This window comes from Burkholderia sp. 4NA327C6 (assembly GCF_005502655.1).
Taxonomy (GTDB): Bacteria; Pseudomonadota; Gammaproteobacteria; order Burkholderiales; family Burkholderiaceae; genus Burkholderia; species Burkholderia contaminans.
Genome location: NZ_SCNZ01000003.1, coordinates 257995 through 272651 on the forward strand (window position 1 = coordinate 257995; position 14657 = coordinate 272651).

Below are 14657 nucleotides of genomic sequence, written 5' to 3' on the forward strand. Positions count from 1 at the left end.
ACTTCTCGCTATCGTGCCGCGCGACGGTTGTGTCCTGGCCCCGTATGCCCGGCGATCGAATCTGCTCCCGCGCTCAATCGTTTCCGGAACGAGAGATCGGATGGGCTTGATATCTCTGGATCGTATCCAGCGGCACTGTCTTGAACAGATCGGGGTGAGCGAGCAGGAAGTTCTGCATCCCCACATTGAGCTGGAGCGAATAATCGAGTGAGGTATGCCCCTGATCGAACGGCGTGCCCGACCGAATATTACGAAACCATTTCGCGGTTTCATCGGGAGACGAGCCGATCGGCGGTGTCATGTGCTGTGCCGGCGGCCATTCGGCGGTTGAATGGCAGGACATGCACGATGACTGCGGATCATCGAGGGGGCCGTCCAGGCGTCCTTGATGACCGTAATGGGTCATGTGAACGTTGCCGTTCAACCAGGTCTGACTCTGTTGATTCGTTGCCGGATTGAAAAGGTGGTTCCCCCACATAGCGCCCACCGCCGACACGTTGTACCAACCGGCGCCACGACGGTTCGACCCGGCCCCTCCACCGTAGACATAGGTACCGAACACCCAGCCGGTATCCTTTGCCCGCTTGTCCTTCACGGCTATATCGATCTGCAACAATCGGACCTTCTTCACCTCGCGTCGAAGCGAAATCGTCGGGTCTTCAACATAGACGTAAGCGTTCCATTCCGGCGCACCCGCCAGATATGGAACCTGCTCCACCGGCGCGGTGGTGAAAAGCAACTTGGCGGAAACCGTTCCCTCGGGAAACATCGCATAGCCTTCGTTGAAAAGACCATGATTCGCCCACACTTTCCCGATCGTCATGCCGCCAGGTGCGTTGTAAAAGCCGACGGCGTAGGTGCTCCATGACTTCGTCTGATGCGGGTCGAGCGTGCCCGGCTGCGACTCCAGTTCGCGCGTAAGCCCGTGGATGAACTCACGCCCGTTGACGCCATAGTCCTGCCATGGCGCGTTGTACCATTGGCGGACCTTGTTCAGCGAAGGGTCGAAGCTCTCTTCGACGTTCGATCGAATGTTCCCTTCGTAGAAGTAGGTTAGTGCAGCCTTGAGGTAGCGCTCGGGCTCGCGAGTCGGATCGAATGCGAGCCAGGGCTGCGCGTCGTTCGGAACCGTGGACGGATATTGTTGGGATAGCTTGAAAACATGTCCGTTCCACCCGGCAATGGGTTCCATCAGTGCGTCGCAAAAGGGGGTCGTTGGTGTGTCGCAATCCCTCGCGGCCTGCAACACAGCATCAGTTGCCCCTTCGGCCACATCAACATTCATCGCCAAACAGCATAAGCCGAGGAAAATCGATGCCGACACGGTCGTCTGAAAATAGCGATGCCGCTCTCTGTGTATATTCACACCCACCCCCATTCGCATGGCGCGACCATTCGATTCGAAGCCGAAAAATATCGCATACGGGTACCGCCGAGTAACGCGAACTGAACGGCCTCATTATTAGACACAACCCCTTAAAATCTCGTCGACGACTACAGCAATCTCATTTCGAGAAATATTTGGTGAAGCGCGCGATCTGTTCCTTCGTTACAGGCTGGCCTGCCTGGTCCGGCATCGGCACGCTTCCGTGCAGGAGGATAAAGCTGAACCCGGTTCCAGCCTTTTGTGCATTTCCATGACACCCCATGCATCCACCCATATTTACGGAGTCATGGTTGTACGTCACGTTATTGAATTGATTCTTTGTTCCATCGGAAAAATCCGTAATCCGAAAACTGAATTTGTCGAAGTTGACGAAGGTTCCGCTGAATTTCTGAAGATTGTAATCCGTTTCAATCACGCCATTGGATTGATAATACGTCGACTGCACCGACCTATCCTCGTTACTGTAATCGATTCCCGGTTTTTTTCCAGTAAGCGGCTTGCTCTGAACGTTGACGAGCTTGTAATACGACCACACCGAATTCTTCGCACCGAAATTCTTTTGCGAGTACATGGAAATCGCATCATGAGCAGATTTATTGACCGCAATAATTTCATCCGGAATCTGATTGATTCTTCGATTGACAATGATCGGACCTCCATCTACGAGTCCGGTTTGCGCGGTGTTCTGGTAGTACAGCCGAGCGCCTGGCGGCGAGCTGAAATTTTTGGGGGAATAGGAGAATTGCTGGAGAGTCCCGGGCTGTGCGTTTTTCGAGACAATATTCGGATATAACGGTATCGGCGGGATCGGATTGGCAATATATTTTCCATCCATATCCTCGACCGGCTTGCCCGCCGCATCAAGAATATTGTCCGCCTGTTCGAAGGTTGCGTAGATAAAATACGGAGCCGATGATGTTTTCTGAATAATGTGCAAGCCAATGAGGCCGAAATCGTCGTCGACATAGTACGTCTTCGTATCCGCGCCGTCGCCCTTGACGTAATAACGCACGCGGGTTGTATAGAAACGGCCGGATGCTCGCTCGGAGGCAGTCAATCGTCGCCAGGCCGCCTTGACCTCGACCGAGCCGTAAGGCAAGCAGATCAAGCCGCTGCAGGGCGGGAGCGGATCGTCTCCGTGATCCGAGATGTATTTCGCCGTTGCTTCGAATATGCCGGCCACTCTTTTGTCGCTGACACCGCCCAACAACTGGTTCGCCGCGACATAGGCGTATTCCTTGCGGTTGGCCTTGGCCATGAACAAGATCTGGGCGTCATCCGACTTCACGTTCGGCGACAGAATCCCTGCATAAATCTGGTTCAAGCCGATCTGGCTATTCTCGTCCAGGTTGATCCACGGCGTCGGGCCATAGGCGATTCCTCGGTATGCGGTGATCGGGATTTTGTAGTTGTAAGCGGGCCGTGCGTCGTAACCGTAATCGTCCGATTCATTCGCGTTATACCCCGGAGGCTCGCCTTGACCCGGGAAGATTTCAACCTTCCCGCGAAAGGTGTGCCATACAAGCGGTCCGGTAAACCCGGGGTTGCCGAATAGCTGGGAAGGGTCTGCCGTATCACGTGGCTGAGCATTGTCGATACGAGCCACCGCTGGCCAGTTCAAGGCGATAAATTCCTTCCAGGCGAATTGCGCCGCATCCGTCAGCGTTGCACAGGATGCGCCCCCCGGGATGTCGGCGGGAAAGCCCGAGACGATCGGAATCCCGTCGTTCGTCGCTCCTGGACACGCACATGCTCCAATTCTGGGAATTGCTGCCCAAAACATCATACCGGCAGTCAACAGAGTTGCACGGGTCAAACGGGTACGTAGCCCGATCGGCAAATCGAACATATCCCCTCCTTTGGTGATAGCAGGTGAAACCGCCGTCGCCTTCGACTGCGACTTCATCTGCCGCATTTCGTATCCGAACCAAAATCAGTCAATGCAGGGCCGTCATTAGTCGCGTGTCCGGCCAACGTGTTGAAGTACGCAACGGATAGAGGGTGAACGCGAAAATCCGATAATATCGAGTTCGGGTTTGCGTCGTAGACGTGCTCACGATGTGGATTTTCTGTCCATCGCTCGCTTTGGTATGCGATGGCGGCGCCAACCCCACATTCGACCGGTATAAACAACGGGAGCCAGGGTTGATGTATTGCCCCTCGAATCGTTGGCGCTGGATATTCTCGCCCCATATATCCCCCAGTGTAGGATTGCCACCAGCTTCAGATCGAATGATTCTTATAACGGAACGGCGAGCAACTCTTGTTCGTATTCCACTCGATACGAAGGTAAAAATGTAGCTGTTATTGTTGACAGGTGACCTTTCCGCAGGCGCTCTCTCCGGTTCAAAAAAATGCCCTGGCTCAATTGCGCGAAGCCGATAATGGAGGCACCAGGGAAATTGTGCTTCACTTCTCCAGCGTGAACCGTAAAAGTGAACATTCCTGAACTCATGGACCCCGGCCATGTTCATACAAGCTTATCGTAGGCGCCTCTCCCTCGACAGTCCGTGGCTGAACGACGTCCGAAACAATGGAAAGACCGATCGAGCGATCGTCGAAGCGCTACAACGTTTGATTGATCGACTTCGACGATAGGCAACCCCAGGAGATCATCTGAGGCACTTTGAGCGCTAAGGAGTTAGCACGCTTGAGAGGAGCGTCGAACACCCAGCACTTCAGTGTCAGCCGCTGCAGCCGGCTCCCCATATAGTCCGCGCTGATCGGCGATCTTATAAATTTTCTCAGCCGGCTTGAGGGCACGCAGCTGCGTGTCAGTGAGCATAAAAACCTCCTCGAACGTATACCGTCGGCCGATACCGTCAACCCAGCGTGACGGTATCGGACAGGACCGTCCGAGGAGGAAACATCGGTACCGCCAACAGTACCGACATTTCCACGTGGCATTGCGCGGATCGCCGAGGATCTCGACAGACAATAACCCCCTGTTTTTAAACGGAAAAACAGGGAAAACCGGAACTCCCGGAACGACTTGGGAGCAGTCTAGATCACTCCCACTCGATCGTCGCCGGCGGCTTGCCCGAGATGTCGTACACCACACGGTTGATCCCGCGCACCTCGTTGATGATCCGGTTCGACGCGCGGCCGAGCAGCGCGTACGGCAGATGCGCCCAGTGTGCGGTCATGAAATCGGTCGTCTGCACGGCGCGCAGCGACGTCACGTAGTCGTACGTGCGGCCATCGCCCATCACGCCCACCGACTTCACCGGCAGGAACACCGCGAACGCCTGGCTCGTCAGGTCGTACCAGCTCTTGCCGACATCGGCTTCGCCGCACAGGCCGGCGGCCGCATCCTGCGCGGTCGCGGTCGTGTTGCGCAGCTCCTCGATGAAGATCGCGTCCGCGCGGCGCAGCAGGTCCGCGAACTCGCGCTTCACTTCGCCGAGAATCCGCACGCCGAGGCCCGGGCCCGGGAACGGATGGCGGTACACCATCTCCGGCGGCAGACCGAGCGCGACGCCCAGCTCGCGCACTTCGTCCTTGAACAGGTCGCGCAGCGGTTCGAGCAGCTTGAGACCGAGCGTTTCCGGCAGGCCGCCGACGTTGTGGTGGCTCTTGATCGTCGTCGCCTTCTTCGTCTTCGTGCCGCCCGATTCCACCACGTCCGGATAGATCGTGCCCTGCGCGAGCCACTTCGCCTTCGACAGCTTCTTCGCCTCGGCCTGGAACACCTCGACGAACTCGCGGCCGATGATCTTGCGCTTCGCTTCCGGATCGGTCACGCCGGCCAGGTGGCCGAGGAACTGGTCGGACGCGTCGACGTGCACGACCTTCGCATGCAGGCGGCCCTCGAACATGTCGAGCACCATCTTGCCTTCGTTCAGGCGCAGCAGGCCGTGGTCGACGAACACGCAGGTGAGCTGGTCGCCGATCGCGCGATGGATCAGCGCAGCCGCGACGCTCGAATCGACACCACCCGACAGGCCGAGAATCACTTCCTCGTCACCGACCTGCTCGCGGATCTTCGCGACGGCTTCCTCGATGTGGTTCTTCATGATCCAGTCGGGCTTCGCGCCGGCGATCTGCAGCACGAAGCGCTCGATGATCTGGCGGCCCTTCACCGTGTGCGTGACTTCCGGATGGAACTGCACCGCGTAGTAGCCGCGCGCCTCGTCGGCCATGCCGGCGATCGGGCAGCTCGGCGTCGACGCCATCAGCGCGAAGCCCGGCGGCAGCTCGGCAACCTTGTCGCCGTGGCTCATCCAGACCTTCAGCATCCCGTGGCCTTCGTCCGTCTTGAAGTCCTCGATGCCGTCGAGCAGGCGCGTATGGCCGTGTGCGCGCATTTCCGCGTAACCGAACTCGCGGTGGTCGCTCCACTCGACCTTGCCGCCGAGCTGCACGGCCATCGTCTGCATGCCATAGCAGATGCCGAGCACCGGCACGCCGAGATCCCACACGGCCTGCGGCGCGCGCAGCTGATGGTCTTCGTACGTGCTCGCGTGGCTGCCCGACAGGATCACCGCCTTCGGCGCGAACTCGCGGACGAAGTCGTCGGACACATCGTTCGGATGGATTTCGCAGTAGACGTGCGCTTCACGCACGCGTCGCGCAATCAGTTGGGTGACTTGCGAACCGAAGTCGAGAATCAGGATTTTGTCGTGCATGGCTGCGGACGGGATGAAGAGAATAAGAAATGCAGCGCATCATTTTCATCATGCGCTGCGTCAATAGCATGGACAGCGGCGTCGGGCGGAAGGCAGCACGCTCGACGCATGGCCGGTCAATCCTGCATCGGCGGGCGCTCGTCGAGTGCGACGCCGCCTGACGATTGACTGGAGCCGGATGAAGCCGGTGACGGTGCGGCAGATGCCGCGGGACGGCTGACGACGGGTTCGACACGTTGCGGGGCGGGCGACGACGCGGGCGCCATCGCCGGCTCGGCCGGACGCTGCGCAGGCGCGCGCGCCTCGAGCGCCTGCTCCCGCGCCTCGAGCGCCTGCACTTTTTCGCGCCGGCGCACCGCCGATGCGAGCCGCACGCCGCCGAGGCCGAGCACGATCAGCGCGACGCCGGCCACGGCCGACAGCACGCGGCCGGCGGCCGCGAGCGCGGGACCGCTGCCGGTGCCGATCGACCAGACGATCGTCAGCGCGCCGGTCAGCCAATACACATGGCCGACCGAACGCGCGACCGGCGCCGTGAGATCCCCGTTGAACGCTGCGTGAAACGCGAGCCACGCAAGCCCGAGCAACGCGATGCCGAACGCCTGGCCGAGCATCGCCGGCTGGACGTTCGCAAGCTGCCGCGCGTTGAAGAGCGACTGCCAGGGCGTCAGCACGAACAGCACGCCGAACGCCAGCAGCAGTACGGCATCGATGACCAGCACGGCTCGCAGCAGCGGTTTCATCGGCGATCAGTCCACGTGATAGTTCGGCGCTTCCTTCGTGATCTGCACGTCGTGCACGTGCGACTCGCGCATGCCCGCCGCGGTGATCTGGACGAATTCGGCCTTGTCATGCAGCTCGTCGATCGTCTTGCAGCCGCAGTAGCCCATGCTCGCGCGCACGCCGCCGACCAGCTGGAACAGGATCGCGTTGACCGAGCCCTTGTACGCGACACGGCCTTCGATGCCTTCCGGCACGAGCTTGTCGATGTTCGCCGAGTTGTCCTGGAAGTAGCGGTCTGCCGCGCCGTCCTTCATCGCACCGACGGAACCCATGCCGCGATACGACTTGTACTGGCGGCCCTGGTACAGGAACACGTCGCCCGGCGCCTCTTCGGTGCCCGCGAACATGCTGCCCATCATCACCGCGTTCGCGCCGGCCGCGAGGGCCTTCGACACGTCGCCCGAGAAGCGCACGCCGCCGTCGGCGATGCACGGCACACCCGTGCCCTTCAGCGCTTCCGCGACGTTCGCGATCGCGCTGATCTGCGGCACGCCGACACCGGCGACGATCCGCGTCGTGCAGATCGAGCCCGGGCCGATACCGACCTTGACCGCATCCGCGCCGTATTCGACGAGCGCCTTCGCGGCGGCGGCCGTCGCGATGTTGCCGCCGATCACTTCGACGTGCGGGAAGTTCTGCTTGACCCAGCGCACGCGCTCGAGCACGCCCTTGCTGTGGCCGTGCGCGGTATCGACGACGATCACGTCGACGCCGGCCTGCACCAGCAGCTCGACACGCTCTTCGTTGTCGGGACCGACGCCGACCGCCGCGCCTGCGCGCAGCTTGCCGTGTTCGTCCTTGCACGCGTCCGGGTGCTCGGTCTGCTTCGTGATGTCCTTGACGGTCATCAGGCCGCGCAGTTCGAACGCGTCGTTGACGACCAGCACGCGCTCGAGGCGGTGGCTGTGCATCAGCGCCTTCGCTTCGGCGAGCGGCGTGCCTTCCTTGACCGTGACGAGGCGCTCGCGCGGCGTCATGATCGACTTGACCGGTTCATCGAGGCGGGTTTCGAAACGCAGGTCGCGGTTCGTGACGATGCCGACGAGCTGCGGGCCTTCGACGACCGGGAAGCCCGAGATGCCATGCTGGCGCGACAGCGCGATCACGTCGCGCACCTTCATTTGCGGCGGCACCGTGATCGGATCACGGACGACGCCCGATTCGAAACGCTTGACCTTCGCGACCTCGCGGGCCTGCTCGGCCGGCGTGAGGTTCTTGTGGACGATACCGACGCCACCCTGCTGTGCCATCGCGATCGCAAGGCGACCTTCGGTGACCGTGTCCATCGCGGCGGACACGAGCGGCATGTTCAGGGAGATGTTGCGGGTCAGCTTGGTCTTGAGGCTGGTGTCGCGCGGGAGAACGTCGGAGAAGGCGGGAACGAGGAGCACGTCATCGAAAGTGAGTGCTTTTTGGATCAGACGCATGGCAAATCCTATGGGCGCAAAAGCGAATTATACGCGAAGCGCCGTGAATTTTCACAACACGAACAACGGCTTAGCCGGTTTCGGCCGTTCGGGGGCCGAATCGTTCGGATCGCCGTTCGGTTCGTTTTCGATCGCCTTTCGTTTCACCGCCGCATCGAGCCATTCGCGCAGCCGGCCGCGAAACGGCCCTTCCGCCTGTTGCGGACGGGCCACGCGGCGGTAGCGGCGACGGTGAAGCGCGGCCCGGCAACGGGCCGAACGGGCCTACCGCGCCGCCTCACGGCAGCCCGGCCGCGCGGACGATCATCACCACGCCGCCGACGACCGCGACGCAGCCGACGATCCGCGCAACCCGCCCGCCGGCCGGCACGAGGCGCTCGGCGGCGATCGCAACCGTCACGACCGCCATCACGCGCAGATCCATCATGCCGGCCGCCAGCGCAACCGCCATCAGGTTCCCGCAACACGCCCCGCATCGAATGGCGGCTCGCGCGCCGTGCCGCCATGCCGCACCGGCCTGCGCGTGCGGCGGATGCACGCAGGTCGCCGCGCGCCGGCAGCACGTCAGCCGGCGCGCCTTCCATCTGGAGAATTGCAGGACGCCGGCCGCCAGTACGACCATGCCGGCCACGAACGGCATTGCGCGAGCGAGCGCCGGCAGCCGTGCGGCGGCGTTCGTCAGCGCGGCGCCGGCCGGAAACACGAGCGCTCCGACTGCCATCCACACGGCGAAATACCCGGCGCCCGCGACGACGACGAGCCCGACCGAACGCGCCGCCGGCCGCGAACCGACGCGCTGCCGGTATTGCCAGAGCACCGGCGCCAGCACGGGCAGCATCATCGTCACCGTCATCGCGCCCCACATGCCGGCAAACGCCGCGAACGTGCGGCCGGCGCCCCATCCGCACGGCCGCTGCCAGGCCGCCGACATCATCCAGCCGCCGGACATCGGTGCGCCGCCCATCGCGGCCATCGACGCGTGCTGCGCCACGGTCGCAACAACGGCAATGGCGAACACGGCCGCGAGCGCCACCGCGAAGGCCCGCGCGTCAGGGCCCGCAGCGCCGGCCGCAGGCCGAGTCATCGCCCGCCCCCACCCGTCGCCGGCGCGCTCAGCCGCGTGCGTATTCGTCATGACGGCGCCACCATGGGCCGGTCTCGTTGCGCCCGCGCGGCGAGCGATCGAGCCACTGGTACATCCCCCAGAGCCCGTCGAGGCCGCGCGCATAGGTGGAGTACGTGTGATAAATCGCGCCGTCCTCGCGCACGAACGCGCTCATCCCCGGCCGGTCGAGCGAATACGTGAGCGCGTCGGTGCCGCACGTCGCCGCGAACTGCACGACGGGTGCCGGCGGCGGATCCATGTCCATCGCGTGACCGGCACGCGCGTAGTTGTACTCGACGTCGCCCGCGTGCTGCTGCGTTTCGGTGAACGATACGTTGAAGTCGAAGTTGAAATCGCTGCCGACCGACGACGCCCACGGAAAGCGCCACCCCATCCGCTGCCGGTACGCGAGCAGCTTCGCGAGCGGCGCACGCGACACGGCGGCCAGCGTCACGTCGTGGTTCGCCAGGTGCACGGCAAACCCGTCGAAACCATCGGCGATCGACGAGCACGACGGGCAGCCGGCCTTGTAGTCGGGGCCGAACATGAAGTGATAGACAAGCAGTTGCGAACGGCCGCGAAACAGGTCGTCGAGCGTTGCCCGCCCGTCTTCGGTGTCGAACCGGTAGGTCTTGTCGACGCGCACCCAGGGCAGTGCCTGGCGCCGCCGCGCGAGTTCGTCGCTTTGCCGCGTCAGTGCCTTTTCCGCGTCGAGCAGCGCGCGCCGCTCGGCCAGCCATTCGTCGCGCGTTCCGGTGAGATGGGTCGTCATGGCGGGTTCCTCCTTCCGTTGGGTATCCGGGCACGGCGTCCGGCGCCGTGTGCGTGGTGCTAGATTAGTGGCGGGCATCGGACCGGAGGGAGTGACAAGTGTGTCGGGATTCGGATGGATTCGCTGATCACGGCGGCCGCGCGCGCGCTCGCGGCCGGTGACGCGCTCGGCGCGCTGAACCGTGTCGCGCTGCGCGACGATGCGCCGGCGCTCGCGCTGCGCGGGATCGCGATGGCGCAGCTCGGCGATTTCGAACGTGCTCGCGCACTCGTGCGCGGTGCCGCCCGTGCGTTCGGCGCGAAGGAGGCCGTGGCGCGTGCGCGCTGCGTCGTCGCGGAAGCGGAGATTGCGCTCGCGTCGCGCGACCTGCGCTGGCCGACGCGCGCGCTCGATGCCGCGTGCGCGACGCTCGACGCGCACGGCGACCGCGCCAATGCCGCGCATGCGCGCTATCTCGGCGTACGCCGGCTGCTGCTGATCGGCCGGCTCGACGATGCCGAACGGATGCTCGCGAATCTCGATCCCGCGCCGCTGCCGGCCGCATCGCGCGCTGCCCATGAGCTGATCGCGGCCGGCATCGCGATGCGCCGCATCCGCACGCACGCGGCCCGCGCTGCGCTCGCCCGAGCACGCGCAGCGGCCCGCGACGCCGGCATCGCCGCGCTGACGGCCGAGGTCGACACCGCCGCACGCGTGCTCGACGCACCGGCCGCGCGCCTCATCGCGCGCGGTACATCACGGCTCGTGTCGCTCGACGAAGTCGAAACACTGTTCGCGTCGAATGCACTCGTCGTCGATGCGTGCCGCCACGCGGTGCGCGACGCGCGCACGACCGTGTCGCTTGCGCGACGGCCCGTGCTGTTCGTGCTCGCCCGCGCGCTGGGCGAGGCATGGCCGATGGACGTGTCACGCAACGCGCTCGTCGCCGTCGCGTTCCGCGCGAAACACGCGGACGAATCGCACCGCGCACGCCTGCGCGTCGAGATCGGCCGGCTGCGCGCGGTGCTGCGCCCGCTCGCGAACGTCGTCGCCACGCCACGCGGCTTTGCGCTCGAACCGCTCGGCGTGCGTGAGACCGTCGTGCTGGCGCGCCCGGTCGACGATCGCCACGCAGCCGTGCTCGCGCTCCTCGCCGATGGCGAAGCGTGGTCGAGCTCCGCGCTGGCGCTGGCCCTCGGCGCGAGCCAGCGCACCGTACAGCGCGCGCTCGACGCACTCGCTGAGGCGAGCAAAGTCCAGGCGCTGGGGCGCGGCCGCGCGCGCCGCTGGATGACGCCGCCGCTGCCCGGTTTCGCGACGACCTTGTTACTCCCTGCCCCGCTGCCGGGCGACTAGGATGACCACAACGAACGACGAGGTGACGAACATGAAGCGCTCCCGTGCAGACATCCTTCGCGAATACGGCCCGTTTCCGGGCGTCGACGGCGTACACGGCGTCACGTACGACGGGCAGTACGTGTGGTACGCGTCCGGCGACAAGCTGAATGCGCTCGACCCGGAACGCGGCACGACCGTCCGCTCGCTCGACGTCGCCGCGCATGCGGGCACGGCGTTCGACGGCCGCCACTTGTACCAGATCGTCGAGGACCGCATCGAGAAGATCGATCCCGAATCGGGCCGCGTACTCGCGACGATCCCCGCCCCCGGCAACGGCGGCGATTCCGGGCTGGCTTGGGCCGAAGGCGCGCTCTGGGTCGGCCAGTACCGCGAACGCAAGATTCATCAGGTGGATCCGCAAACGGGCGCCGTGCTGCGCACGATCGAATCGAACCGCTTCGTCACCGGCGTGACGTGGGTCGACGGCGAGCTGTGGCACGGCACCTGGGAAGCCGACCAGGCCGACCTGCGGCACATCGATCCGCGCACCGGCCAGGTGCTCGAGCAGATCGACATGCCGGCAGGCGTCGGCGTATCGGGGCTCGAATCCGACGGCCACGACCGCTTCTACTGCGGCGGCGGCAACAGCGGCACGTTGCGCGCCGTGCGCCGGCCCGCGCGGGCCGGGGTGTCGGGCAACAACGCGGGCGCGTCGCCCGATTCGGCCGACGAATGATCCGCAGCCTGCGGTGATCGCTCCCGGGCGCAGCGCGCCTGCGCTCCGCCCTGCGCCGAGTGCAGGAATGAACAAGACGACGTCGCGGCCGCGTCGCTAAGATGCGCGCTCGTCAGTCATGTGTTCGGAGCGGTCGATGCAACGCGGTGTGGTCTATGGTGTCCTGGCAGGTGCCCTGTGGGGCATGGTGTTTCTCGTTCCGCGGCTGCTGACCGACTTCTCGCCGCTGCTGCTGAGCGCCGGCCGCTACGCGATGTACGGCCTCGTGTCGTTGGCGGCCGCGCTGCCGGCCGCCCGCTCGCTGCTCGAGCGGCTGACCCGTGAGGATCTCGTCGCGCTGGTCAGGCTCGCCGTCGTCGGCAACGTCGCGTACTACATGCTGCTGTCCGGCGCCGTGCACCTGATCGGCATCGCGCCCAGTTCGCTGATCGTCGGCGTGCTGCCCGTCACGGTCACGCTCGCGGGCCTCGGCGACCACGGCGCCGTGCCGTTGCGGCGGCTCGCGGCCCCGCTCGCGCTGGTGATCGCGGGCATCGTCTGCATCAACGTCGACCTGTTCACGTCCGAGGCCGCGCATGCGACGACGCTCGGCCAGAAGCTCGCCGGCATCGCCTGCGCGGCCGGTGCGCTCGCGAGCTGGACCTGGTATGCGGTCGCGAACGCACGCTATCTGCAACGCCATCATCATTTCGGCGGCAACGAGTGGTCGGTGCTGTGGGGTGTCGTGACGGGCCTGATCGGCGGGCTCGTCTGGATCGCGATCGTCGCACTGCCGGCCGGCACCGTGCAGACGGCGGTGCCGGCATCGCGCTGGCAGCTGTTCTGGCTGCTGAACCTCGTACTCGCGATCGGCGCATCGTGGCTCGGCAACGGGCTGTGGAATGCCGCGTCGAAGCGGCTGCCGCTCACGCTGTCGGGCCAGCTGATCGTGTTCGAAACCGTGTTCGCGATGCTTTACGCGTTCGTGTACGACCAGCGGATGCCGCATGCACTCGAGATCGCCGCGCTGGTGCTGCTGCTCGCGGGCGTCTACGGATCGGTGCGGCAGCACGGCGACACGCCCGCCGGCGGCGATACGTCGGGACGCGCGCCGGCGAACGCGAACGCTGCGGCCCACTGAGCGCCGCGGCGTTCGATCGAACGAATCGGGACGAAAGCCGCGGAACGGCGCGTCAGCGCGCGTCCTTGTGCATCCACTTGCGGCCCTCGATGGAGCCGTCGCGGCGCGACTTGTCGACGCGCCGCTGGCGCGCGAGCTTCGGATCGACGATCAACGGACGGTAGATCTCGACGCGGTCGTGGTCGGCGAGCGGCGCGTCGAGCGGCGCAAGCTTGCCGTACACGCCCGTCTTCGCGTTCGCGAGATCGATTTCCGGGTGCAGCGCGAGCACGCCGCTCGCATCGATCGCCGAACGAACGGTCGCCCCTTCGGGCAGCGACAGCGGAATCAGCGTCTGGCGATCCGGCAGCGCGTAGCAGACTTCGATCGACAGCATCGCGTCACCCCTTCCCGTAGCGCTGGTCGGCACGCTTCACGAACGAATCGACGAACGTGTTGGCGATGTGGCTGAACACGGGCCCGATGATCTTCTCGAGCAGGATGCTCGAGAACTCGTAGTGCAGCGCGAATTCGATCTTGCAGGCATCGGCGCGCAGTGCCGTGAAGCGCCACGAGCCCGTGAACTTCCTGAACGGGCCGTCGGTGAACTCCATGTCGATCCGCGTCGGGCGCTGCTGCGTGTTGCGCGTCGCGAAATGCTGCTTGATGCCCTTGAAGTTGATGTCGATGCGCGCTTCCATCCCGCTCTCGTCCTGACGGCGAACCTCGACGCCGCCGCACCAGGGCAGGAAATTGGGGTAGTCGGCCACGTCGGTGACAAGGTCGAACATCTGTTCCGCCGAATGACGGATCAATACGGTTTTCTGGACATCTGCCATAAATCGCGCGGCATCGCTCAAAGTGAGAACGCAAGCCGGGCGATTCCCGCCCCGCTTTGCTAAAATCGTGATTTTAAACGAGTTGGCCCGATCCTTTCATGAGCATCATCGACAACAGGAAAGCGCACTTCGATTATCACATCGAGGAACGCTACGAGGCGGGGCTCGTGCTGGAGGGCTGGGAAGTCAAGGCGCTGCGCGCCGGGCGCGGCCAGATCAGGGAAGGTTACGTCGTGATCAAGCACGCCGAGATCTTCCTGATCGGTACCCATATCAGCCCGCTGCCCGAGGCTTCGACCCACATCACGCCCGACCCGGTTCGCACGCGCAAGCTGCTGCTGCACCGCGAGGAAATCAAGAAACTGATCGGCAAGGTCGAGCAGCGCGGCTACACGCTCGTGCCGCTGAACTTCCACTACAAGGGCGGCCGCGTCAAGTGCGACATCGCGCTCGCGAAGGGCAAGAAGCTGCACGACAAGCGCGAAACCGAGAAGAAGCGCGACTGGGAACGCGAAAAGGCACGCATCATGCGCGCCGGCACCTGACCTGCGCGATACGCATCAC

General features: G+C 64.3%; 13 protein-coding genes and 1 pseudogene. 4 read left to right on the forward strand and 10 right to left on the reverse strand.

Annotated elements, in window-relative coordinates; all coding sequences use genetic code 11:
• Positions 1-73: 73 nt before the first annotated feature.
• From FFS49_RS04795 to FFS49_RS04830, 8 genes and pseudogenes are all read right to left on the reverse strand, one after another.
• Complete coding sequence (locus tag FFS49_RS04795; protein WP_137909798.1) at positions 74-1324, reverse strand: hypothetical protein; 1251 nt, start codon at positions 1322-1324, stop codon at positions 74-76.
• A gap of 181 nt (positions 1325-1505) precedes the next feature.
• Positions 1506-3293: a hypothetical protein gene (locus FFS49_RS04800; RefSeq protein ID WP_137909799.1), complete on the reverse strand. Its 1788-nt coding sequence runs from the start codon at positions 3291-3293 to the stop codon at positions 1506-1508.
• A gap of 801 nt (positions 3294-4094) precedes the next feature.
• Positions 4095-4172: pseudogene (locus FFS49_RS42495) on the reverse strand (DUF4102 domain-containing protein); the annotation flags it as partial.
• Positions 4173-4395: 223 nt separating this feature from the next.
• A complete protein-coding gene (guaA, locus tag FFS49_RS04810) occupies positions 4396-6015 on the reverse strand; it encodes a glutamine-hydrolyzing GMP synthase (protein ID WP_039342775.1) in 1620 nt (539 codons plus the stop codon).
• A 116-nt stretch (positions 6016-6131) separates the two neighbouring features.
• The gene (locus tag FFS49_RS04815; RefSeq protein WP_137909800.1) at positions 6132-6758 is read right to left on the reverse strand and encodes a hypothetical protein; all 627 of its coding nucleotides are present in this window, start codon (positions 6756-6758) and stop codon (positions 6132-6134) included.
• A 6-nt stretch (positions 6759-6764) separates the two neighbouring features.
• On the reverse strand, positions 6765-8225 hold the full coding sequence (guaB, locus tag FFS49_RS04820) for an IMP dehydrogenase (RefSeq protein WP_011352433.1): 1461 nt from the start codon (positions 8223-8225) through the stop codon (positions 6765-6767).
• Positions 8226-8502: 277 nt separating this feature from the next.
• On the reverse strand, positions 8503-9309 hold the full coding sequence (locus tag FFS49_RS04825; RefSeq protein WP_105818688.1) for a DUF2182 domain-containing protein: 807 nt from the start codon (positions 9307-9309) through the stop codon (positions 8503-8505).
• Positions 9310-9337: 28 nt separating this feature from the next.
• Entirely contained in the window at positions 9338-10102 is a 765-nt protein-coding gene (locus FFS49_RS04830; RefSeq protein ID WP_105818656.1) for a DUF899 domain-containing protein, read from the reverse strand.
• Positions 10103-10216: 114 nt separating this feature from the next.
• Here FFS49_RS04830 and FFS49_RS04835 point away from each other — a divergent pair, with 114 nt between their 5' ends.
• The 3 genes from FFS49_RS04835 (at position 10217) to FFS49_RS04845 (ending at position 13275) form a co-directional block, all read left to right on the forward strand.
• Entirely contained in the window at positions 10217-11437 is a 1221-nt protein-coding gene (locus FFS49_RS04835) for a helix-turn-helix domain-containing protein (RefSeq protein ID WP_105818657.1), read from the forward strand.
• Positions 11438-11468: 31 nt separating this feature from the next.
• A complete protein-coding gene (locus tag FFS49_RS04840; RefSeq protein ID WP_039342892.1) occupies positions 11469-12155 on the forward strand; it encodes a glutamine cyclotransferase in 687 nt (228 codons plus the stop codon).
• A gap of 136 nt (positions 12156-12291) precedes the next feature.
• A complete protein-coding gene (locus tag FFS49_RS04845) occupies positions 12292-13275 on the forward strand; it encodes a DMT family transporter (protein WP_137909801.1) in 984 nt (327 codons plus the stop codon).
• A 52-nt stretch (positions 13276-13327) separates the two neighbouring features.
• Here the strand turns inward: FFS49_RS04845 and FFS49_RS04850 are convergent, their stop codons facing one another.
• On the reverse strand, positions 13328-13651 hold the full coding sequence (locus tag FFS49_RS04850) for an RnfH family protein (RefSeq protein WP_039342764.1): 324 nt from the start codon (positions 13649-13651) through the stop codon (positions 13328-13330).
• A gap of 4 nt (positions 13652-13655) precedes the next feature.
• Positions 13656-14093, reverse strand: a complete 438-nt coding sequence (locus FFS49_RS04855; RefSeq protein WP_039342762.1) for a type II toxin-antitoxin system RatA family toxin — start codon at positions 14091-14093, stop codon at positions 13656-13658.
• Positions 14094-14191: 98 nt separating this feature from the next.
• Here FFS49_RS04855 and smpB point away from each other — a divergent pair, with 98 nt between their 5' ends.
• Entirely contained in the window at positions 14192-14638 is a 447-nt protein-coding gene (gene smpB / locus FFS49_RS04860) for an SsrA-binding protein SmpB (RefSeq protein WP_039342760.1), read from the forward strand.
• The last annotated feature ends 19 nt before the right edge of the window (positions 14639-14657 follow it).

What these genes read in the sequence shown, in the direction of transcription:
- FFS49_RS04800 (WP_137909799.1), bottom strand. Translation starts at nt 3,293, where the DNA reads ATGAAGTCGCAGTCGAAGGCGACGGCGGTTTCACCTGCTATCACCAAA.
- guaA (WP_039342775.1), bottom strand. Translation starts at nt 6,015, where the DNA reads ATGCACGACAAAATCCTGATTCTCGACTTCGGTTCGCAAGTCACCCAA.
- FFS49_RS04815 (WP_137909800.1), bottom strand. Translation starts at nt 6,758, where the DNA reads ATGAAACCGCTGCTGCGAGCCGTGCTGGTCATCGATGCCGTACTGCTG.
- guaB (WP_011352433.1), bottom strand. Translation starts at nt 8,225, where the DNA reads ATGCGTCTGATCCAAAAAGCACTCACTTTCGATGACGTGCTCCTCGTT.
- FFS49_RS04825 (WP_105818688.1), bottom strand. Translation starts at nt 9,309, where the DNA reads ATGACTCGGCCTGCGGCCGGCGCTGCGGGCCCTGACGCGCGGGCCTTC.
- FFS49_RS04830 (WP_105818656.1), bottom strand. Translation starts at nt 10,102, where the DNA reads ATGACGACCCATCTCACCGGAACGCGCGACGAATGGCTGGCCGAGCGG.
- FFS49_RS04835 (WP_105818657.1), top strand. Translation starts at nt 10,217, where the DNA reads ATGGATTCGCTGATCACGGCGGCCGCGCGCGCGCTCGCGGCCGGTGAC.
- FFS49_RS04840 (WP_039342892.1), top strand. Translation starts at nt 11,469, where the DNA reads ATGAAGCGCTCCCGTGCAGACATCCTTCGCGAATACGGCCCGTTTCCG.
- FFS49_RS04845 (WP_137909801.1), top strand. Translation starts at nt 12,292, where the DNA reads ATGCAACGCGGTGTGGTCTATGGTGTCCTGGCAGGTGCCCTGTGGGGC.
- FFS49_RS04850 (WP_039342764.1), bottom strand. Translation starts at nt 13,651, where the DNA reads ATGCTGTCGATCGAAGTCTGCTACGCGCTGCCGGATCGCCAGACGCTG.
- FFS49_RS04855 (WP_039342762.1), bottom strand. Translation starts at nt 14,093, where the DNA reads ATGGCAGATGTCCAGAAAACCGTATTGATCCGTCATTCGGCGGAACAG.
- smpB (WP_039342760.1), top strand. Translation starts at nt 14,192, where the DNA reads ATGAGCATCATCGACAACAGGAAAGCGCACTTCGATTATCACATCGAG.